The following is a 22,590-nucleotide window of genomic DNA, read 5'->3' on the forward strand; positions in this document are numbered from 1 at the left end:
CTTGAAGCAATTAATCACTTTCAGGCTGTAATAGTACAACTTTGCTTATTTCTTTATATTATAAATGGTTGTTTTATGTCGGTTTTAAACCTGAAAAATAGATTTCATTTAAAAGATCTCCTGTCCGGAGTGGTCGTATTCCTTGTGGCATTACCGCTGTGTTTGGGTATCGCTTTAGCCTCAGGAGCTCCCATTATCTCTGGCATTATTGCTGGTATTGTTGGTGGTATTATTGTTGGCTTACTGAGTGGTTCCCACATCAGTGTAGCCGGACCAGCAGCAGGACTAACTGCTGTCATCCTTGTACAGTTAGAACAATTAGGCGGCAATTATGCCGCTTTTTTATTGTGTATTATTTTCGCAGGTGTTCTACAAATTCTCTTTGGATTATTTAAGTTAGGTTTTTTTGCAAACTTTATTCCAAATAATGTCATTTTGGGTTTACTGGCGGCCATTGGTGTCATCCTGATTGCGACACAATTGCCTTATCTGTTTGGTCTTTCTGATTTTTCATGGAAACAGGTTTGGACTTCAACGCCAGATGCATTTCTTCAGCGTTTTGATGGAGGAGCTGCACTCATTGGTTTGCTCAGTTTATTCTTAATTTTAGCGTGGGATAGCAGTCCACTCAAAAAACTAGCTTTACCTTCTGCTCTGATTGCAGTTGTGTTGGCAGCGGTTTTAAATTTTATTTTGGTGAGTATTGGCTCACCCTGGGCAGTGCAAGTTGATAACCTCATTCAATTGCCGAATATATTGCAAGCACCCGAAGAAGTATTAATTTTCCCTGATTTTAGCTATTTAGCTGAGCCTATGATTTACACAGGAGCAGTTACGCTTGCTGTCGTGGCATCTTTAGAAACATTATTGAATTTGGAAGCGGCAGATAAAATCGATCCTCAAAAACGCTCTTCTCCTCCTAACCGTGAACTCTGGGCACAAGGTACAGGTAACATTATTTCGGGCTTAATTGGTGGCATGCCCGTGACCTCGGTTATTGTGCGTAGTTCGGTGAATGCAAATACAGGCGCGCGTAGTAAATGCTCTACCATTATTCATGGCGTATTATTGCTACTGGCAGTTTTGTTCTTCGTGCCATTAATGAACATGATTCCTCTGTCTGCATTGGCTGCGATCTTAATCGTGACAGGCTTTAAGCTTACTCATCCAAAACTATTTAAACAGCTTTATCAAAAAGGTTGGAAACAGTTTTTACCTTTTATTATTACCTTGGTTGCAATTTTACTGACCGATCTTTTAATGGGAATTTTAATTGGTCTGTTCACCAGTAGTGCTTTTATTCTCTATGGTAATTTTAATAAAGGTATTCGTGTTTATAGAGAGAAGCGCTTGCATGGTGTAGTGACTCGTATTGAACTTCCATCACAAGTGACCTTTCTTAATCGTTCTGCGCTTATTTCAGCATTGGAACATGTACATAAACATCAGCAACTTATTATTGATGCGACTCAATGTGATTCGATCGATCCTGATATATATCAAGTTATTCAAGATTATCAAAGTGAAACTGCCATTAAACGCCAAGTAAATCTTAAACTGGTCGGGTTCAAACAGCACTATCAAGACGTTGATGATGCGGTGCTTGATATTGATATTAGTACACATGATTTGCAACAAAAGCTGAGTCCTCAACAGGTTGTAAACTTACTTAAAGAAGGGAACGAACGTTTTGTAAAAAATGAACGTCTACAGCGAGATATTTACCGACAAATCCGAGTTACTGCAGATGAAGGGCAGCATCCGATCGCAGCAGTCCTTGGTTGTATGGACTCACGTGCTCCTACCGAAATGATTTTTGATGTGGGTATTGGTGATCTGTTCAGCTTGCGAATCGCAGGTAATATTGCTGGACAAAAAGTATTGGGTTCACTTGAATTTGCGTGTCAGGCTAAAGGCTCTAAAGTGATTGTAGTCTTAGGGCATACCGATTGCGGTGCGGTTACGAGCGCATGTCAGTTACGCTTAGAGCATAAGCAAGTGTCTGATGTGAAGGAAATGCCACATATTCAATATGTGCTTGGACCGTTAATGCATTCGGTTAATAGCGTATATGACATTATGCAGCCACGTGAATTAGGTAATGCTTTTATTAGCCAAGTGACAGCAATGAATGTTCATTACAACATCCAGTACATTATTAATAATAGCAGTGTGCTTAAAGATATGGTTGATCGAGGTGAGATCGTAGTTGTGGGTGCAATTTACGATGTAAAAACAGGGCACGTTCAGTTTCTTGACTGATAAATTCTTTAATAAAAAAGCGCCTTATTTAAGGCGCTTTTTTATTCGTTATGCGATTAACTCAAAATTACCAGTGTTCGCCTGGGAAAATTCGTGCATATGCTTTTTGTGCCCAATTCAGTTTTTCAGCTTTTTCACCTTTTGCTGCATCCGAACTTGGGAATAAGCGGAAGCCAATCGACATAAACATATTGTTGATACCCGGTGCAACCGAATAAGTCATTGAAGCTAAACGCCCTAAGTTGGTTGCCATACGTTTTGGACGTTTCACAATTGCATAAGCAATTAAGTCAGCAGCCTGCTCAGGTGAAAGTGTTGGTACATATTTATAAATTTTGGTTGGTGCAATCATTGGAGTACGAACCAACGGCATATAGATTGAAGTAATCGCGATTTTATGTGCATGAACCTCAGCTGATAGGCAGCGGCTAAATGCATCGAGAGCAGCTTTAGATGCGACATAGGCAGAGAAGCGAGTCGCATTTGCTAACACACCAATCGAGCTAATATTAATAATTTGCCCATCTTTACGTTGAATCATATGAGGCAAAATATTGAGAACTAAGCGCACTGCGCCAAAATAATTTAACTGCATCGTGCGTTCAAAGTCATGGAAACGATCATAAGACTCATGTACGGCACGGCGAATAGAGCGACCGGCGTTATTAATTAAAATATCAATGTGATCAACCGTAGCTAAAATTTCTTTAGATACTTGATCAATCGTATCCATATCGTTGAGATCACATGGGAAAATTGATGCCTTACCGCCACGACTTTCAATACCTGCTTTTACTTCTTCCAAAGTTTCTTGAGTACGGGCAACAAGTAAAACATGAGCACCAGCATCAGCAAGTTTGTTTGAAATCGTTAATCCGATTCCACTCGAGGCGCCTGTCACTAAAATGACTTTATCTTGTACCTTTTCCTGGAACAGAGCTTCTAATTTTTTATTCACAGCATTTTACCTAAGTAGGGGCAGGGACTATTTATTCCGGTATGTAATTTTTATTTTTTACAACCGTAGGTTCATCCAAATGAACTCATAAATATAGTTCTTATCTTAATAGATGTTTAAAAATTGTCTAGTCTGTAAATATATGAAATTTAACAATTTATTTAGAGTAAAAACTCTAAAATAGTATCTTAATCCATTAATTGTTTTTAGTCCTGTCATGAGCAGAAAATAAAAAAGCCTCTGTTTCCAGAGGCTTGTTAGGTAGTTTAAAAGTTATACAGCTGAAAGGGCTTGATCTAAATCGGAGATTAAGTCATCGATATGCTCAATACCAATCGAAAGACGGACCATATCTTCACTTACGCCCGCAGCTTTAAGTTCTTGTTCGTTGAGCTGGCGATGAGTTGTCGTTGCAGGGTGGCAAGCTAAACTTTTTGCATCGCCAATATTTACGAGACGAGTAAACAGTTGTAGTGCATCGATGAAGCGAGTACCGCCTTCGAGACCATCTTGCACACCAAAAGACAAAATTGCAGAAGGCTTGCCTTTTACATATTTTTGAGCCAGTTGGTGCTGTGGGTGATCTTTGAGGCCTGCATAATTCACCCATTTTACTTTTGGATGATTCTGCAAATATTCCGCAATTTTTTGAGCATTTTCAGTATGGCGTTCCATCCTTAAATTTAGAGTCTCTAGACCCTGTAAAATCAAGAACACACTTAAAGGGCTAATTGCCGCGCCTGTATTACGTAATGGAACTACGCGAGCTCGTGCAATATAAGCTGCTTCACCTAATGCTTCGACATAATTAACCCCGTGATAACTTGGGTCAGGCGTGTTCAAAACTTTAAAGCGTTCCGGATATTTACCCCAAGGGAATTTTCCGCTATCGACAATCGCACCGCCAATGCTATTGCCATGACCACCGATATATTTTGTAAGAGAATGAATGATGATATCGGCACCATATTCAAATGGTTTTAATAAAGCAGGGGTGGCAACGGTATTGTCTACAACGACTGGAACACCATATTCATGAGCAATTTTAGCAATGGCCTCTAGATCAATAATATTTCCGAGTGGGTTGCCAATCGACTCAACAAAAACAAGCTTGGTTTTATCATCAATTAAGTTACGTAAGCTTTCAGGCTTTTGGTAATCAAAAAAACGAACTTCAATTCCTTGTTTCGGTAAGGTATGGGCAAATAAGTTATAGGTTCCACCATACAATGTTGAGACCGAGGCGATATTGTCTCCCGCTTCGGTAATCGTTTGAATAGCATAGGTAATTGCGGCCATACCAGATGCTAATGCTAAAGCACCAATTCCACCTTCAAGCGCGGCAAGACGCTGTTCAAGCACAGAGGTGGTTGGGTTCATAATACGGGTATAAATATTACCTTGAACCTTTAAATCAAAGAGGTCAGCGCCGTGCTGGGTATTATCAAATGCATAAGATGTGGTTTGATAAATAGGGACTGCAACAGCTTTTGTGGTCGCCTCTGGTGAATAGCCTGCATGAATGGCTAAGGTTTCATCTTTATAAGTCATGATTACTTCATCTTCGTGAGTTAAATATTGAGCGAGTCTAGCCTAAAATTCATCTTGAAAATTGCAGAAATTCTGGTTTGTTTTCTAATTTTAGGAATAAAGATAGAAAAATATACGCTGAAACCTTGTATAAATCTTATACATAAACATTTTGCAACTTATTGAAAAAGAAAATTGTTTGATAAATCCGTACGATGGAAATCATAACTTCAAGTCAAAGAGGTTTTCAGCGTATAATACGCGCGATTATTTATCGCTTATTGCGATGTACTGGTTTTTCAATTGAGGAGTCCTGCGTGGCCCAATATATTTATACGATGAACCGAGTGTCTAAGATGGTTCCGCCAAAGCGCGAAATCTTAAAAGACATCTCTTTATCATTTTTCCCGGGTGCCAAAATTGGTGTGCTCGGTTTGAACGGTGCAGGTAAATCTACCTTGCTTCGTATTATGGCTGGCGTAGATAAAGATTTCTCTGGTGAGGCTCGTGCACAACCTGGAATTAAAATCGGCTATTTAGAGCAAGAACCACCGCTAGATCCGACTAAAGACGTTCGTGGTAACGTTGAAGATGGCGTGCGTGAAGCTTTAGATGCATTAGAACGTCTTGATCAAGTTTTTGCAGAATATGCAGATCCAGATGCAGATTTTGATGCACTTGCAAAAGAGCAGGAAAAATTAGAATCAATTATCCATGCTTGGGATGCACATAACCTAAACAACCAGCTTGAAATTGCTGCGGATGCTTTGAATCTTCCAGCTTGGGATGCAGACGTATCATTACTTTCAGGTGGTGAACGCCGTCGTGTTGCACTTTGCCGTTTATTGCTTTCTAAGCCAGATATGTTACTTCTGGACGAACCGACGAACCATTTGGATGCAGAATCTGTAACTTGGTTAGAACGTTTCTTGAAAGATTTCCCTGGCACTATCGTTGCGATTACGCATGACCGTTATTTCTTGGATAACGTGGCTGAGTGGATTCTTGAACTTGACCGTGGTATGGGTATTCCTTATCAAGGTAACTATTCTTCTTGGTTAGAACAAAAGAATGCTCGTTTAGAGCAGGAAAATAAACAAGAAGAATCTTTTGCTAAAGCATTGAAAAAAGAACTTGAATGGGTTCGTTCAAATGCGAAAGGTCAGCAAAAGAAAAACAAAGCGCGTATGGAACGTTTTGAAGAGCTTAACTCTAAAGAATTCCAACAACGTAATGAAACATCTGAAATCTATATTCCACCTGGCCCACGTTTGGGTAACAAAGTTGTGGAAGTGGAAGGCATCAGTAAATCATTTGATGGTCGCTTGTTGTACGAAAACTTAACGTTTACCGTACCTCCAACAGCGATTGTTGGTATCGTTGGTCCAAACGGTGCAGGTAAAACGACTTTATTCCGTATGATGACTGGCGAACAGCAACCTGATACAGGTACTGTGACCTTAGGTGAGTCGGTTAAAGTTGCTTATGTTGGTCAGATCCGTGACACTCTAGATAATAATAAAACTGTTTGGGAAGAAGTTTCTGGCGGTTTAGATATCTTAAAAATCGGTGATTACGAAATCGCGTCACGTGCTTATATCGGCCGTTTTAACTTTAAAGGTCAAGATCAGCAAAAACGTGTGGGTGAATTGTCTGGTGGTGAGCGTAACCGTTTACAACTTGCGAAGATCTTACAGTTAGGTGCAAACGTAATCTTACTGGATGAGCCATCAAACGACTTGGATATTGAAACTTTACGTGCACTTGAGGATGCAATTCTTGTATTCCCAGGTACGGTAATGGTGGTATCGCATGACCGTTGGTTCCTTGACCGTATCGCGACACATATCTTGTCATTTGAAAATGAACAGCCGGAATTCTACGCTGGTAACTATGCTGAATATGAAGCATATCGCCAGTCACGTTTAGGTGATGATGCTGCTCAAAAACGTACCAAATACAAAAAAATTAGCGGTTAATCTCTGTTAATTTAAAAAACCAGCCTAAGGGCTGGTTTTTTTATTTTCTATCAAAAATATTAAGGAATAAGAAATTAAAATTTCTTAAAGTGATTGAATTTATACTTATATTTTTGATTTATTAAGATTAATATTAAGTCTTAATTTATTAAAAGGTAAATATACCTTTCTGGAAAATCATGAAAAAATTTAAACTTTATACTATTGCTTTAGGGGTAGCTGTTGCTACACAACTTACTGGATGTCTTTCAGTAAAATCTTATGTTGATCCTGCTTATAAGTCTGTTACCTATTCGGATATTAAAAAACCGGCTCAACCTATTCCAGTGTTTTTAACTACTGAATTTCAAAGAAATGGAGCGGTTGTTCCAAAAGCAGGTAAAGAGCTACAATCAGCAGTTGAGCGTAGTTTAAGAGCAACAGGCGTATTTTCTCCAACAGCTCAGTCAAATGGCGAGAAGCAGGCAAAATTACATTTAACCGCGAATAATGTGGCTGATTTAGGTGAGGCTGCGGGTAAAGGGGTTTTAACTGGTCTGACTTTTGGTGCTGTTGGTAATGCGATTGCTGATAAATATGAGTTTAAATTTAACTATGTTGATGCTCAAGGTAAAGAAACATCTGAGCGTTACCCGCATATGATTTTAACAACCGTTGGAAATAAAAAAGCGCCTATTGAAAATGTGCAACCAATGTCGATCAACGAAGCATTTAATAAAGTTGTTGATGATGTTGTGATTCGTTTTTCTTCTGACTTACAAAAACAGCAATAAGCATCTAGTTTAAGTAAATAAGCTATTGGCGGATGAAATATTGTCCGTTATTTAAAAACCAGCCTAAGGGCTGGTTTTTTTGTTTTAGGAATTTCAGTGCTTTATTTATTAAAGTCACCATGTAAATCTGCCCATATTAAAGAGGGTGCAAAAACAATTACATCAAAGGTCATTGCTAAAGGGTACAAAACCTTGCGGGTTGCACGCTTGAATGGATGTTTCTTAGTTGTTTCAATTTTTTCCTGTAATTCAACCACGTATGGGGTTACTAGTTTTTGTTGAATATCTTTTAGGTCCTTAGTGTCATAAAGTTGCCCTTTGAAAAGAATATTAATATAGGGATATGGGGTATTCTCTTGAGCTTGGAGCATGGCAAAATTCTGTTTAAAACCCAAACCCTTTAACATATCTTTTTGTTTTTCATTTAGATTTCCCATACGTGTATTATAGCGAACTTGTATTACTCCGTGAAAATGATTTGGATCATCCATGGTGAGTACAAGTGGAGAGGGGATATTAAGCGTTCTTTCGGTGGCTGGAATGGTTTTAATAATTTTTAGAAACTCTGCGCTACCATCAGTCATTAAATAATTATAGTCTTGACCTATAAATACTAATCCTTGTTCCTGCTGATTTTTAACTGCCTGGCCTAGGGCAATAATTTGATCTGTTTTTAGAGTATTTGTCTGAACTTGAGTTGTTTCATCGGGCAAGGCTGATGATAGCATTGACGTTGCACAGCCAGTTAAGCCAAGGCAAATTGTTAATATAGATGCAGAAAAAAGCTTGTACATAATGATTGCTCAATAATAAGTTATTTTTGTCTCGTCTAACGTGAGATAAGTTTTAAATTAAAAGGTGGGGGTATGAATCGAGGTTTTGTAATTTTATTACATGCCTACTGCCTGTTATAGTGGCTTTGTTCAACTTTTTAGTTTAATGGTGCGCTTTTGCCACGTTCCGCAATTTTTATGTCCGTCTTGTTTAGTTTGCTTATATTCCAGAGTTTATGGAATGTGGCAGCAGCATTTTGCGCGCATGAAAATCAGGAAAAAGCATTGCATCATTTCGGGCATCATGCAGCTTTGAATGTTTATCAAACTTCACATCAAACGCATGCTGAACAGAACGATGCCGGAAACACCTCTCATAAAGCTCCCTTAAATTTGCAAGATCACCATGATCATTTGCCTTCATGTTTTCATGTTGTAATGACTGAAGTTGCAAAACAAGCTGAAGCACCTGTAGTACATGTGCAGGAACTCTCACAAATTTATCACTGGTCTAATTCTTACCAGTCACCCCATCTTACTGCTTTAAAACCTCCTCCTGTTTTAACCCCGCTATAGGTGGGGTAGCCAAAATAAGCCCACCGCATCTCTTATTTATTGCGGGGCAAAAACATGTCTTCTATTTTTTCAAATCGAGTGAGTTCTACTTATCACTTAGAGAGTAACGTTAAGATAACGTTAAAAAAAGTTTTAACCATCTCAAGTCTATCTGTTGCCATGCTATTGGCTGCACAAGTAACGATGGCTCAGTCTGAGATTCAACAAGAACGTTATATTCAAAAAGCAGCATTTACTTTTGACCAAGCCTTAGAGCAGGTACAAAAATATCAAAGTCAGCAAGGTGTTTGGCAAGCACAGCAGCAAATGGCTGAGGCTAATTTAAAGCAAAGTCGTTTATGGGCCAACCCAAGTCTTTCCATTGAGCAAACAGGTTTCCAGAGTGATCAAGAAAAAGAACTTGCGATAGGTATTTCTCAGCCTTTAGATCTTTTTGGACAACGTAAGGCTGCGCAAAACTTAGCAAAAGTGGAAATATCAAAAATTGATTTGGCTGAGCAGCGTTATCAAGCTGAACTTGGATTAATCGTTAAATATTTTTGGTCGCAAGTGGCTTTGCTTGAGCTTGAAAAGTCTCTCATTGGCGAGCAGCTATTCGTCAGCCAAGAAAATTTACAAGCATCAGAAAAGCGTTATCAGGCAGGCAGTATTGCGCAAGTTGATGTAGACCGAGTGCGTATGTCTCACTTGGAAAATCAGCGTTTATACCAACAAGTCGATTTAAAACTCCAAGTTGCGAAACAACAATTGGTGAACTTATGGGGTGGTGGTTCAAGTCAGTTTCAGCTATTCCAAAGTCCAAACCAATTATGGGCGCTGGCAGCAAATGTAGAACCAAGCCAAGATTCACAAAATAATTTATTGGAGCGCTCTTTCCAGTTAGATTCTCTTGCACAGCAAGCCAATATTCAACAGCTTAAAGCAAAAGCAAGACCACAACCTACCGTAACTTTGGGTGTTAATAACACTCGCTCTCCAGAGCAGAGTACAGATAACCAAATTCGTTTAGGTGTGGAAATTCCTTTAAATCTTTTTAATCGCCAGCAATACGGAATCAAGATTGCTCAGGCCAAACAAGAGCTGTCTCAACGTCAGGAAACCTTTTATCGACAGCAGAATCAAGCAGATATTGAGACTTTGATGTCTGAATTGAAAGGTTTACGCATCCAGTTTAAACAACTGAATGATCAGCAAGTTCCTCTTGCGGCTCAAGTCCAACAAAAAACATTACAAGGTTTCCGTTTGGGTAAGTTCGCCGTTACCGATGTTCAGCAAGCCACCATGCAATTGCAAGATGTCCGTTTACGTAAAGTCGAGCTATTAAAACAGGCTTGGCAAAATTCAATTGAAATTCAAAGTTTGCGTCTTGGGTTAGAACCAGAACAGATCATGGCGAAAGATGCCTTAATGCAACTCAATCAACGTGCTTGGCAACAAAGTCAAACATTCCCAACTCAGGCAGGAGAATAATAATGTCGACAAATTTAAAGAAAAATTCTCAATGGCTTTGGGTGGGAGTGATTGCTGCAATCACTGCAATATTAATCGGTCTGCTCGTTTTAAATTCAAAAAATAAACCTGCCTCTTCTGAAGCCTCAGAAGAGCATGAGCATGCTGAAGAAGAGGGTGAAGGACATAATAAAGAGGGTGAAAAACCATTGATGCTCACTGCTCAACAAATGCAGGAACAAAATTTAAAAATTGAACAGGCTGAATTAGGTGAAGTTGCTCAGCTTCAAACCTATCCAGCCAAGCTGGTTGTAAATACTGACCGTCAAGCCCATGTCTCACCAAGTTTTAGTGGTCGTGTCGAAGCGGTCTATGTTGAATTGGGACAACAAGTTAAAAAGGGTCAGGCTCTCGCAAACTTATTGGTTCCAGATCTAGTCGATCAACAAGCTAATTTGCAAATTGCACAGTCTAATCTTGATTTAACGCGTCAGGACTATGAACGTGAACGTAGCTTATGGTCTCAGGGAATTTCTGCTAAACAAGACTATCAAAGAGCTTATAACGCTTACCAGCAAGCACAGATACAAGTTAAAGCAGCTCGCTCACGTTTAAGTGCATTCGGCGCAGGTTCCGGTTCAGGAGGACGCTACACCTTAACAGCGCCAATTGCTGGCATGGTGAGTAATAAAGATATTGTGGTAGGTGAAAACGTACAGCTAGCAGACCAGCTTTTTATTATTAATCAACTTGATCAGTTGTGGCTGGAGTTTATTTTACCAAGCACCGCAAATATGAATGTGCAGCCAAATCAGCAAATTGAATTTAAATCGTTGCAAACTGGGAATGTATTTACTGCACAGGTTCAAAGCTTAACAACAGAGGCTGATGCTCAGACAGGGCGCTTACAAGTTCGTGCTAAGGTTTTAGCAAATAATAGTGAATTACGTCCAAACCTAATGGTTAACGTTGAGCTAAATTCAGGTTCAACGCAAAAAGTAACACGTGTAAAAGCACAAGCGATCCAGCAAGTTGAAGGTAAAGACGTTATCTTTACTCCAAAAATGGTTAAAACAGGCTTTGAGTTTGAACCTGTCACGGTACAGTTGGGGCAACGTTCTAAAGATGGTCAGTGGGTTGAAGTTGTAAAAGGTATTAATCCAAGCCAGCGCTATGTTGCAGAAGGCAGCTTCTTGCTGAAATCCGAACTGGAAAAAGGAGAGGCGGAGCATGGACATTAATAAACCCGAACTGCCCAAACCCGAAGGACTATTTGACAGAGTTATTCAGTTTGCTATTCAAAATGCTATTTGGGTCATGCTATTTGTGCTGACATGGATTGGAGTCGGAATCTGGAGTTATCAAAAGCTTCCTATTGATGCGGTTCCAGACATTACCAATGCTCAAGTCCAGATTAATACTCAAGCAAATGGATATACCGCTTTAGAGGTCGAACAGCGGATTACCTATCCTATTGAAAATGCGATGGCCGGAATTCCTAATCTGGAACAGACTCGCTCTATTTCCCGTTATGGACTTTCTCAAGTCACCATCATTTTTAAAGATGGAACAGATATTTATTGGGCAAGACAACTGATTAACCAGCGTTTACAAGAGGCGGACGGACAACTACCTGAATCAGTTGATCCAGTTATGTCTCCTGTTTCAACGGGATTAGGTGAAATTTACCAATGGGTCGTAAAAGCAAAAGCTGGTGCTAAAAAAGCTGATGGTACAGCCTATACAGCTATGGATTTACGCGAAATTCAGGATTGGATTGTACGTCCTCAATTACAGCGGGTGAAAGGCGTAGCCGAAATTAACAGTATTGGTGGCTACAATAAAACCTATATTGTTTCTCCTGATTTAAAACGTTTGCAGCAGCTGCAAATTTCAATTAATGAATTTCAAACTGCTTTGCAAGAAAATAATGAAAATCGCGGTGCAGGTTTTATTGAAGAGAATGGCGAGCAGCTCACTGTTCGTGTTCCGGGCATGCTAAGTAGTGTTGAAGATATTCAAAACATTACTGTAAGCACTAAAAATGGTTTACCAATTCGTGTGGCAGATGTGGCGAATGTCTCTATTGGGCATGATTTAAGAACAGGCGCTGCAACTTACAATGGTGAAGAAACTGTTCTTGGCATAGCCATGATGATGATGGGGGAGAACAGCCGTACCGTTGCTCAGGCGGTTGATGCCAAAATTAAGGAAATCCAATCTACCCTACCTAAAGGTGTAGAAATCGAAACGGTTTATGACCGGACGAGTTTGGTAAACAAAGCAATTGCAACAGTACAGAAGAACCTCGTAGAAGGGGCGATTCTGGTTATTGTGATTCTGTTTATTTTCTTGGGAAATTTCCGAGCAGCTTTAATTACTGCCTGTGTTATCCCACTTTCGATGTTATTTACCCTTACGGGAATGGCTGAGCAAAACATTAGTGCCAACCTGATGAGCCTAGGAGCGCTTGATTTCGGGATTATTGTAGATGGTGCGGTTGTTATTGTAGAGAACTGTATTCGACGTCTAGCAGAAGCACAGCATGCTTTACATCGACCACTTACACGTACTGAGCGATTCAAAGAAGTTTTCCTTGCAGCAAAACAGGCCCGCCGACCGCTTATTTTTGGGCAAATGATTATTTTAGTGGTCTATTTACCTATTTTTGCTTTATCTGGCGTTGAAGCCAAAATGTTCCATCCGATGGCAATGACCGTGGTTATGGCGTTATTGGGTGCCATGATTCTTTCTGTGACATTTGTACCTGCGGCAGTTGCTCTTTTTGTTACGGGTGAAGTGAAAGAAAAAGAAACACGTTGGATGCTGCTTTTAAAGCAGAAATATCGAGATATTCTCGATCAGGCTTATCAACTTAAGATTGTGGTTCTTAGTTTTGCATTAAGTATTTTAGTGCTCACAGGTGTGTTAGCGACCCAAATGGGCAGTGAATTTGCTCCCCAGTTAAGTGAAGGTGACTTCGCCTTACAGCAAATGCGTTCACCTAGCACTGGACTCGAGCAGTCTTTGCGAATGCAAGAAAATACCGAAAAGCTCATTTTGAAAAACTTTCCAGAGGTAAAGGCTGTTTTTGCGCGAACAGGGACAGCTGAGGTTGCAACTGACGTGATGCCACCTAATATCTCTGATGCAGTCATTTTACTTAAACCTCATGATCAATGGCCAAACTCTAAAGAAACGCTAGATGAACTACGTTCGCGTATGCAGGCTTTCTTGGCGACATTACCAGGCAATAACAGCGAGTTCTCTCAACCGATTGAGCTGCGTTTTAATGAGCTGATTTCAGGCATTCGTAGCGATATTGGCGTCAAGATTTTTGGCGATGATATGCAAGTGCTTAATGAGCAGGCTCAGACATTGGCCCAAAAGATACAGACTATTTCTGGTGCTACAGCGGTTAAGGTAGAACAAACGAGCGGTTTGCCTGTGTTAAGTATCGAAATTAATCGTCCTTTGGCCGCGCAATATGGATTATCTGCCAAAGCCATTCAAGATATTGTGGCGGCAAGTGTCGGTGGACAAAATGTAGGGCAGATTTTACAAGGTGATAGACGGTTCGATTTTGAAATTCGCTTAGAGGATCAGCAACGTACCATTCAAAATTTAGCCCAACTTCCGATTCAATTACCAAATGGTGGTCTAATCCAGCTTCAAGATGTGGCTAAAGTTGAACGTACCTCAGGCTTAAATCAGGTAGGACGTGAAAATGGTAAGCGCCGTGTCATTATTACCGCTAACGTAGAAGGCCGTGATTTAGGATCATTTGTTCAAGAGCTAAGAACAACGCTCGCAAAAGAACAACTACCAGCAGGGTATTGGTTGGAATATGGAGGTCAGTTTGAAAATCTAGCTTCAGCTGCAGCACGAATGAAAATTGTTGTTCCATTAGCGCTTGCTATGATTTTCATTTTACTCATGGCTGTATTCCATAACATTAAAGAAAGTCTGTTGGTGTTTAGCGGCGTTCCGTTTGCTTTGTCGGGTGGCATTATCGCGCTTTGGCTGAGGGATATTCCACTTTCAATGTCGGCGGGTGTCGGTTTTATTGCTTTATCGGGTGTTGCTGTTTTGAATGGCCTGGTGATGCTGAGTTTTATTAAAGAGCTTAGAGAAAACTTTGATATTCAAACTGCAACTTGGAATGGGGCGATCTTACGCTTAAGACCCGTTCTAATGACGGCTTGTGTTGCTTCGCTTGGTTTTATTCCAATGGCTTTGGCAACAGGAACCGGTGCAGAAGTGCAACGACCTTTGGCAACGGTTGTTATTGGTGGCATTATTTCATCTACGATATTAACTCTGGTTTTATTACCAGTCATTTATCGATGGATGAATGAAAGCAAGGCGAAAAGCGCTGAGCATTCATAATGTCATCGATTTAAGATATCTTTTTTGATTACAGAACTTGAGTCAAAAAAGTGTTTGAAAGAGGTAAAAATAATAATGCATTCATTGTTACTTTTACCTCACCATAAAGATAAATAATAAGGAGTCCGCAACATGGGTGGACAACATGATCATAGTCATGCAGTAGTGACTGAAGGTAATGCTAAAAAATTAACAATTGCCTTAGCTCTTACTACAACGTTTTTAATTGTTGAAGTCATTGCAGGTTTAATCACACAAAGTTTGGCATTGCTCTCTGACGCTGCACATATGTTTACAGATGCAGCTGCTTTGGCAATTGCTTTGGTTGCCATTCAAATTTCAAAACGTCCCGCTGATAATAAGCGTACTTTTGGCTATCAGCGCTTTGAAATTTTGGCAGCTTTATTTAATGCGCTCATGCTCTTTGTGGTGGCAGTTTATATTTTATATGAGGCCTATATCCGGTTCTCTAAGCCACCTGAAATCCAAAGTGTGGGTATGCTTATTGTGGCAACGGTTGGCTTAGTAATTAACCTCATTTCAATGAAAATTTTAATGTCGGGTGCTAACTCTAGTCTAAATGTTAAAGGTGCTTATCTAGAGGTCTTAAGCGATGCATTGGGTTCGGTAGGAGTTATCATCGCGGCAATAACGATTTATTTCACCAACTGGTACTGGATTGACACGCTTATTGCCGTACTCATCGGCTTTTGGGTATTACCAAGAACATGGATTTTGCTTAAACAGAGCATTAATATTTTGCTCGAAGGTGTGCCAGAAGAAGTGGATATTGAGAAATTACGTACAGATCTGCTTTCTTTAAATGGCGTTGAAAGTATTCATCAACTTAAAGTATGGGCTATTACGTCTAAAAATATTCATTTAACGGTGCACTTGTTTGCGCCAGAAGCAGAGCGTACAAGGCTTTATAATGAAGCAGTTGAAATGCTATCTCATGAACATGGGATTGCAGAGGTTACTTTGCAAATTGAAGATGACGAGGAGATTAACTGTCAGCACACTGCCCAGCATGCTCCCCATGAACATGCTGACGAAGCACATTCACATCAGCATTAAACTGATGTGAATAATTGATTAGATTTCCCACTCGTTATTGCAGTCACGGCATTTCCAATGTTTTTGTGACTGCATAAATGCTTGCATAGACAGTTTAAAGTCTGGTAAATCACGCCAGAACATAAAACCTGCCCCTACAGTCACAACAAAAACAACTACTGTTGCAATTTGAAGAGAGCTGCTTGCACCATTGCCAAAAATCCACATAAAAATGCTAATAATAACCAAGAGTAAAAGCATAAAAATTGCAGGAATTAAGATAGCAAGGCTTTTAGGAACAGTTGGTTTTACGCTGTTAATGCCTTGGCTTACAGGCATAATTTTAACACTTTGACATTGAGGGCAACGGTATTGCATAGGAACTCCACATTCAGTTTGAATCTATTCTAACGGAAATGTCGAAAAAGAAAAAAATTTGTAAGATATCGATGAAGTGCTTTGAGCTAGCAAAAAATTAATTTTGAATAAACAAGGAAATACAAAAAGCAGATGATTTATGCGTACACATAAAAAATAAAATAATATTGTAGAGCATGCTAATCTACAGAAAAATGAAGTGTGATTAGCACTATAAATGAGCTTAAATACTCATAAATAGGATGTGAAATAAATATAAAAAGGAGAGAGGGACTTGGGTCAACAAGATGACAATGAGTCGAAGCCTACAACAACAGCATCGGCTGTAGATAACCCAGATACCGCAAAACCGTCATTATCTCGTCGATTACTGCATAAGACATTGCAACATGCCCAAGATGCGGTCGGGTTCGCTAGTGATACGACACGTAATATTGCAGGGGTCGCGGATGCTGCATTAGATGCGCTCGACCAAGTGACCACTCACACCAGACGTGGAGTTGTCGGAATGACAAATCTGGCGGCAGGCACTGTGAGAGATATGGTGTCTGAAACCAGTGAAACTGCACGTCAAGTCGCGTTGATCATGGCACGTACATTTTTGGGGAAGAGCACCTTAACGCTGTATTTACCGGAAATGCTATTAAACAATCAAATTCGTAAGCGCATAGATCGTTCTGAAATTGATGATATTAAAATCAAGTGTGGCAATGATAGTTTCCAAGTCGAGATCGATGGGCATTACCATCGTTTCATGTATCGTTTAAGTTTAGATTTTAAAGTATTGGAATGCCGTATTGGGCAGGAAAAATTTTTGCGCCTACGTCAAATGGATGAGAGCCTCGATGTTCAGATCCGCCATGGGGGAACGCTATCAAACTGGGCTGTGCGCCGTATTGGTCGAGTTGGTTTTGAAGTCGTGAATATGTTACCGATTCCATCACTCATTAATCACTTGATTGGCGATATTCCTGGCATCCAGCGCGACGGTCACCGTATGTGGTTTATTGACCTAGAGCAAGCAGGATTTATTGATTTTATTAATAACCGTTCATGGATGGTTGAAAAGCTTCTGAGTTTGACTGATTTTAGTATTTTACCTGGCTTAAATATTTTGAGAGAAAGCCGAGAGTTGGTCCAGCAATTGGTAGATCAATTTGAAATTAGAGGACTACGGGTACAATCGGGTCGCCTTGAAGTACAAGTGGGAATTGCGAGCTAATGGAGCATATGAAAAGCTAATCATTGATTGGCTTTTTATTTTTTTAGGCAAGAAAAAAGCCACTGACGTTATGCAGTGGCTTTTTAGAATTTGGCGTCCCTACGGGGATTCGAACCCCGGTTACCGCCGTGAAAGGGCGATGTCCTAGGCCTCTAGACGATAGGGACTTATATGAGGCATACATCTGAAAAAATTACTGGCGTCCCTACGGGGATTCGAACCCCGGTTACCGCCGTGAAAGGGCGATGTCCTAGGCCTCTAGACGATAGGGACGTTTCAGAGGTGGGCGTATATTAGGTCGATTTAATAAAAGTGTCAAATAGTTTTCTGAATAAATATTAAAAAAAGCTATCAAGCGCTTAAAAATAACTCAAATTGTAGAAAATATATACATTTAGCCCTCTTTTTTCTGAAAAGGTTCAATAATTGCCTTTATCACGGAGGGGTGTTGTAAATATCCTAAAATCTCATGTGGTTGGTTAGCGAAGGTAAAAATTTTCTGATTAATAATAGGTGGATCAAAGTTATAAGGAGCCTCAGATAATGGAAATGCAGTCAGAAAATCATCTTGAGAATAAAAATTAAACCATTCACCGTCAATACATGCTGGTCTGACAATTGGACTCGGAAGCTTACTTTGAATGACGCGAAAAGATAAAGGGGAGGCTAAAGTTATAAATCGTTTAACTGAAAATTGATAAGAAGGATCGGAAAATAACCGATAAGCAATAACTGAGCCGAGAGAGTGCGCAACGACAATATAATCATCATCTTCTCGCATTTTCTTTAAAATCCGCTCATTCACTTCTTGCATAAATTCAGGATTAGATAAGTACATATAAGTTTCAATCAGAAACTGCTGTATCAAACTCTCATGCAATTTTGGAAAGTTGTTTAAAAGAACAACCAATTCTTTGAGTACTCGATCCTTTACGAGCTGAGAGGTCAGATAGAGTCGTTCTGAAAAGCTTTTTTCAGCTTGATCCGTTGATGGCGACAATAAGGGAATAAATGGGGTGTGCTCTTTCGTTGGGGGATTATTCTCATGTAAATGAATAGGTAAATAATTATTTAGAAATGTTTTAGGTAATAAAGTTGTAAGATCTAATTGATTACTTAATTCATATTTATTCATCAAATCGCCATAAAATGGCATATGAATATGAAGATCGCGTACGTTAACTTTGCAAGGCATTTGCTTTAGACCGAGCTTAAATACTTTTAACCAATGCTCTTTTAAGCGGTGTGATGTGTAATTCTGTTGATTCATCCCATGGATAAATATAATTTTCATTCTATACAAGGAATTGTTTTTAATATAAATTTTAATCTACAACGGTATGTTATATAAAACTAGTGTGTAGACAAAAAAAAGTGTAGCTTTTTGCTACACTTTCATTGAATAAGAGTGGTTTAGACTTTATTGCGGTAAAAAATAAAATAGCTGACATAACATAAAGCTGTAAAAATAAGGCAGCCTACGAAACCAGCACGCATTTCAGGGTCTGCTGCCATACTTAAACAGGTAATAAAGCAGAAAATAAAACCTAAAATCGGGACGATAGGAAATAATGGAGCAGCATATTGTAAGTCTTTAACTGTATGGCCAGATTTGTACCATTGGCGACGGAAATTAAATTGACTTAAACAAATGCTCATCCAGACAATAACCATAGTAAATGCTGCAACGCCAAGCAGATTTTTAAAAATAGTCTCTGGGGCAAATTGCTCTGATAACAAGCCTGGAATTGCTCCAAACATTGTAACAACTAGGGCAACAATAGGTGTTCCACTTTTTGAGAGTGTAGCAAATACGCTAGGTAATAATTTTTGTTCCGACAGTGACCACATCATACGTGAAGCGGCATAAAGGCCTGAGTTTGCTGCCGAAAGTAGGGCGGTAATAATTACAAACCGAATAATGTCATCCGCATATGGAATGCCAATATAATTAAATACAGTAACGAAAGGACTACTACTTACGCCCTCACCGCCTAAACCTGCAAGCTGGAAGGGAAGTAAAGCGCTAATAACAATAATTGTCCCCACAAAGAAAATAAGAAGACGCCAAATCGCCGCATTAATTGCTTTGGGTACATTTTGGGCCGGATCTTTGGTTTCACCTGCGGCTACGCCAATTAATTCGGTTCCTGAGAAAGCAAAGTTAACAATTAACATGGTAGTAAAAATAGGAATTAAACCATGTGGGAACCAGCCTTGGGCTGTAAGGTTGCTAAATAGCGGTGCAGTTTGGCTGCCATGAAAAGGAATTAAACCAAAAATTGCTAATAGGCCGAGCACAATAAAAGCAATCACGGTAATGACTTTAACAAGAGCTAGCCAAAACTCAGACTCAGCAAAAATGCGAGTTGAACTAATATTTAAGCCAAAAATAGTGATTGCAAAAACAATTGTCCAGATCCACATTGAAATATGTGGGAACCATTCCTGCATGAGTAATGCTGCGGCTGTGAATTCAGTTCCAAGCGTTGCAGTCCAGGTCAGCCAGTACATCCAAGAAATCATATAGCCTGTACTAGGACTAATATATTTTTTGGCATAGGCACCAAAAGAGCCTGAAACAGGCATGTGTACAGCAAGCTCTCCTAGGCAAAGCATGACCATATAAGCGATCGCGCCACCAAGAATATAGGCAATAATTGCGCCAATAGCTCCAGTTTGTGAAATGACTTCCCCTGAACCTAAAAATAAACCAGTTCCGATTGCCCCGCCTAGTGATAGCATAACAAGATGGCGAGTACTCATGGCTCTTTTTAAAGGTGCAGTACTGTTCTGATGCTGATGAGCATCTAGTTGATTGTCAGATGGCTGCATATTACACATTGAGAGAATTAAGAAAGACGCTATTTTAGATAAAATAGACAAATGTGCAATCTAGAAAGAGATAAAGAATAAACAGTAAGGTGACGATAGAGTCTTTTTATAATTTTATAAAGCAGAATATGGCGTCCCTACGGGGATTCGAACCCCGGTTACCGCCGTGAAAGGGCGATGTCCTAGGCCTCTAGACGATAGGGACTTGATGAGGCAAACACAAAGGAGCGTGGTGGAGTCAAGCGGGATCGAACCGCTGACCTCTACAATGCCATTGTAGCGCTCTACCAACTGAGCTATGACCCCAGTTTGTGTGAGCGCAATATTAGGTTGAATGCGCTCACACGTCAACTAAAAAATGAATTAAACTTCGCTAGTTGCTTCATTTTTCGGCAATTTTAAGCTCTCATTGAGTTTTTCCCAATTTTTAACTTCTTTCTTGCTTGGTCCACCCACAATTTCTAAAGCGCGACGTAAACGAGCGAAAGTTAAATCAGGTCCAAGGGTGACCATTGACTGCATTACAGGTGTTGAACTGGTTGAACCCGCAATTGCGATAAAGAACGCTGGCATGAAATCGCGTAATTTAATCTCCATCTGGTTCGCAAGATCCATTAGGGTTTGGCTAACAGTGTCATTATTCCAAGTGAACTGGCCTTCAAGACGCCAAATTGCAAATTGTAGACTTTGACGAACCTGTTCAGGTGTCAACTTTTTACTTTCAAACATTTCTGCTGTGATTTGTGGCATATGGTTAAAATAGAAACCAGCCCAATTCACTGCTTCTGAAAGCAAATTAATACGCGGTTGAATGGCTGCAGCAATATCTTCTAAAGTGCTTCGATCACTCTTCCAAGTTAATAAACGGTCTAACAGTTGACCAGGGGTTAAACCTTTGATCCATTGACCGTTAAGCCAATTTAATTTTTCAACATCAAAAATTGGTCCACCTAGTGATACACGTTGAATATCAAAGTTATCCATCATGTCTTGTAAGGTGAACACTTCTTTTTCGTCCGGCATTGACCAGCCCATACGGCCTAAATAGTTTAACAAGGCTTCTGGTAATACACCGATATCGCGGTAGTAGTTAATTGATGTCGGGTTCTTACGTTTAGATAATTTTGATTTATCTGGGTTACGCAACAATGGCATGTGGCAGAGCGTTGGCATTTCCCAACCAAAATATTGGTAAAGCAACTGATGCTTCGGTGCTGATGGAAGCCATTCTTCACCACGCAATACATGAGTGATTTCCATTAAATGGTCATCGACCACATTCGCTAAATGATAAGTCGGTAACCCATCATTTTTAAGAAGAACTTGCATGTCGACTTGCGCCCAAGGAATTTCAACTTCCCCGCGTAATAAGTCATTAAATTTACAAATACCTTCTTCAGGTACTTTCATACGGATGACATGTGGTTCGCCCGCTTCCAAGCGACGAGTCACTTCTTCTTGAGAAAGTTTTAACCCACGACCGTCATATTTTGGTGTTTCACCACGTGCTTGTTGTTCTGCACGCATCTGATCTAGTTCTTCAGCTGTAGCAAAACAATAAAAAGCATGACCTTTTTCAACAAGTTCTAATGCATATTGCTTATAAATTCCCATACGTTCAGATTGACGATACGGTGCATGAGGACCTCCCACATCTGGACCTTCCGACCAATTTAGACCTAACCAACGCAATGAATCCAAAATCATTTTTTCAGACTCTGGTGTAGAGCGAAGTTGGTCTGTATCTTCAATCCTTAAAATAAATTCTCCGCCATGTTGTTTCGCAAAACACATGTTAAATAAGGCGATGTAGGCGGTGCCGACATGAGGAAAACCAGTAGGGGATGGTGCAATACGAGTACGAACTTTCATAGGTAATGGGTCAAAATAAAAATTGAAACTATTATAACGAAAAAGCCCAGTATTCTGACGTTTTATTTAACATCAGACTGGGCTAAAGCTGAAACGGTGAGGGGTGTTTCAGAATTTAAGATGCATGCGGCTGGAAGATCGCCTGAACAAAACGTGAAAAACGTTCGTGTTGAGCAGCAAGAAAGTTTTGAGTGGGGGTAACGCGAATTGAATTGAGTACTTTAAGTTCATCATTTGTGGAAGGTAATACAATAGGATTACGTTTCTGTTGATCTAAAGCTTTTTCAATAAGCGAAGTCTGCTTATCTGAGCCAGTTTTGTTTGGAGTATCTTTAAGTACTGCTGCTGCAGAAAACTGTGATGCCAAACCCAGCACCAAACTTAAGCTTAACGCTTTTCCATAATGAATTTTCATTATTAATCATCCCCTCTGTTCATTACATTTCATCTATTTTTTGAGTTTAACGAAATGTAAAATTACGGTAATGCTACGATTTAAACATAAATCTTAATAAAAAAGTGGAACTGCGTCACACTT

Annotated in this window: 17 protein-coding genes and 4 tRNA genes; 9 read left to right on the forward strand and 12 right to left on the reverse strand. The window is 39.7% G+C overall.

What is annotated here, in order from left to right:
• Positions 1-75: 75 nt before the first annotated feature.
• Entirely contained in the window at positions 76-2,262 is a 2,187-nt protein-coding gene (locus tag MKL38_RS11520; protein ID WP_270903322.1) for a solute carrier family 23 protein, read from the forward strand.
• Between the two features lie 67 nt (positions 2,263-2,329).
• On the opposite strand, the gene MKL38_RS11525 is transcribed toward MKL38_RS11520, so the two are convergent.
• Positions 2,330-3,220: an SDR family NAD(P)-dependent oxidoreductase gene (locus MKL38_RS11525; RefSeq protein ID WP_198078468.1), complete on the reverse strand. Its 891-nt coding sequence runs from the start codon at positions 3,218-3,220 to the stop codon at positions 2,330-2,332.
• A gap of 273 nt (positions 3,221-3,493) precedes the next feature.
• The gene (locus MKL38_RS11530; protein WP_270903323.1) at positions 3,494-4,771 is read right to left on the reverse strand and encodes an O-acetylhomoserine aminocarboxypropyltransferase/cysteine synthase family protein; all 1,278 of its coding nucleotides are present in this window, start codon (positions 4,769-4,771) and stop codon (positions 3,494-3,496) included.
• Between the two features lie 296 nt (positions 4,772-5,067).
• Between MKL38_RS11530 and ettA the strand changes: the two genes are divergently transcribed.
• Entirely contained in the window at positions 5,068-6,729 is a 1,662-nt protein-coding gene (gene ettA, locus MKL38_RS11535) for an energy-dependent translational throttle protein EttA (protein ID WP_003653862.1), read from the forward strand.
• 179 nt (positions 6,730-6,908) lie between these two features.
• Entirely contained in the window at positions 6,909-7,502 is a 594-nt protein-coding gene (locus tag MKL38_RS11540; protein WP_198078470.1) for a hypothetical protein, read from the forward strand.
• Positions 7,503-7,603: 101 nt separating this feature from the next.
• On the opposite strand, the gene MKL38_RS11545 is transcribed toward MKL38_RS11540, so the two are convergent.
• Positions 7,604-8,296 (reverse strand): hypothetical protein, encoded by a 693-nt coding sequence (locus MKL38_RS11545; RefSeq protein ID WP_270903324.1) that lies wholly within the window; start codon positions 8,294-8,296, stop codon positions 7,604-7,606.
• Positions 8,297-8,452: 156 nt separating this feature from the next.
• On the opposite strand from MKL38_RS11545, the gene MKL38_RS11550 reads away from it, so the two are divergent.
• From MKL38_RS11550 to MKL38_RS11570, 5 genes are all read left to right on the forward strand, one after another.
• Entirely contained in the window at positions 8,453-8,851 is a 399-nt protein-coding gene (locus MKL38_RS11550) for a cation efflux protein, CzcI-like (RefSeq protein WP_209831790.1), read from the forward strand.
• A 54-nt stretch (positions 8,852-8,905) separates the two neighbouring features.
• On the forward strand, positions 8,906-10,321 hold the full coding sequence (locus MKL38_RS11555; RefSeq protein ID WP_270903325.1) for a TolC family protein: 1,416 nt from the start codon (positions 8,906-8,908) through the stop codon (positions 10,319-10,321).
• Between the two features lie 2 nt (positions 10,322-10,323).
• Positions 10,324-11,541 (forward strand): efflux RND transporter periplasmic adaptor subunit, encoded by a 1,218-nt coding sequence (locus MKL38_RS11560; RefSeq protein ID WP_270903326.1) that lies wholly within the window; start codon positions 10,324-10,326, stop codon positions 11,539-11,541.
• Positions 11,531-14,689 carry an efflux RND transporter permease subunit gene (locus MKL38_RS11565; protein WP_270903327.1) on the forward strand — a complete coding sequence of 1,053 codons (3,159 nt, stop codon included), beginning with the start codon at positions 11,531-11,533 and terminating at the stop codon, positions 14,687-14,689. The genes MKL38_RS11560 and MKL38_RS11565 overlap by 11 nt, the downstream gene beginning before the upstream one ends.
• A 132-nt stretch (positions 14,690-14,821) precedes the next feature.
• A complete protein-coding gene (locus MKL38_RS11570; protein WP_017390939.1) occupies positions 14,822-15,766 on the forward strand; it encodes a cation diffusion facilitator family transporter in 945 nt (314 codons plus the stop codon).
• Positions 15,767-15,784: 18 nt separating this feature from the next.
• On the opposite strand, the gene MKL38_RS11575 is transcribed toward MKL38_RS11570, so the two are convergent.
• Complete coding sequence (locus MKL38_RS11575; RefSeq protein WP_231762410.1) at positions 15,785-16,123, reverse strand: hypothetical protein; 339 nt, start codon at positions 16,121-16,123, stop codon at positions 15,785-15,787.
• A gap of 274 nt (positions 16,124-16,397) precedes the next feature.
• On the opposite strand from MKL38_RS11575, the gene MKL38_RS11580 reads away from it, so the two are divergent.
• Positions 16,398-17,345, forward strand: coding sequence for a hypothetical protein (locus tag MKL38_RS11580; protein ID WP_045433461.1), 948 nt, complete (start codon positions 16,398-16,400; stop codon positions 17,343-17,345).
• A gap of 91 nt (positions 17,346-17,436) precedes the next feature.
• Here the strand turns inward: MKL38_RS11580 and MKL38_RS11585 are convergent.
• From MKL38_RS11585 to MKL38_RS11620, 8 genes are all read right to left on the reverse strand, one after another.
• Positions 17,437-17,512: transfer RNA gene (locus MKL38_RS11585), tRNA-Glu, on the reverse strand.
• Positions 17,513-17,542: 30 nt separating this feature from the next.
• Positions 17,543-17,618: transfer RNA gene (locus tag MKL38_RS11590), tRNA-Glu, on the reverse strand.
• A 121-nt stretch (positions 17,619-17,739) separates the two neighbouring features.
• The gene (locus MKL38_RS11595; protein WP_270903328.1) at positions 17,740-18,639 is read right to left on the reverse strand and encodes a hypothetical protein; all 900 of its coding nucleotides are present in this window, start codon (positions 18,637-18,639) and stop codon (positions 17,740-17,742) included.
• Between the two features lie 119 nt (positions 18,640-18,758).
• Positions 18,759-20,180, reverse strand: coding sequence for an amino acid permease (locus tag MKL38_RS11600; RefSeq protein ID WP_270903329.1), 1,422 nt, complete (start codon positions 20,178-20,180; stop codon positions 18,759-18,761).
• Between the two features lie 129 nt (positions 20,181-20,309).
• Positions 20,310-20,385 (reverse strand) — tRNA-Glu (locus MKL38_RS11605).
• A 25-nt stretch (positions 20,386-20,410) separates the two neighbouring features.
• Positions 20,411-20,486 (reverse strand) — tRNA-Ala (locus tag MKL38_RS11610).
• 57 nt (positions 20,487-20,543) lie between these two features.
• Positions 20,544-22,052 (reverse strand): glutamate--tRNA ligase, encoded by a 1,509-nt coding sequence (gene gltX, locus MKL38_RS11615; protein ID WP_270903330.1) that lies wholly within the window; start codon positions 22,050-22,052, stop codon positions 20,544-20,546.
• A 115-nt stretch (positions 22,053-22,167) separates the two neighbouring features.
• Entirely contained in the window at positions 22,168-22,467 is a 300-nt protein-coding gene (locus MKL38_RS11620) for a hypothetical protein (RefSeq protein ID WP_004639749.1), read from the reverse strand.
• Positions 22,468-22,590 lie beyond the last annotated feature (123 nt).

Source organism: Acinetobacter sp. AOR14_HL (assembly GCF_027855175.1).
Classification (GTDB): domain Bacteria; phylum Pseudomonadota; class Gammaproteobacteria; order Pseudomonadales; family Moraxellaceae; genus Acinetobacter; species Acinetobacter calcoaceticus.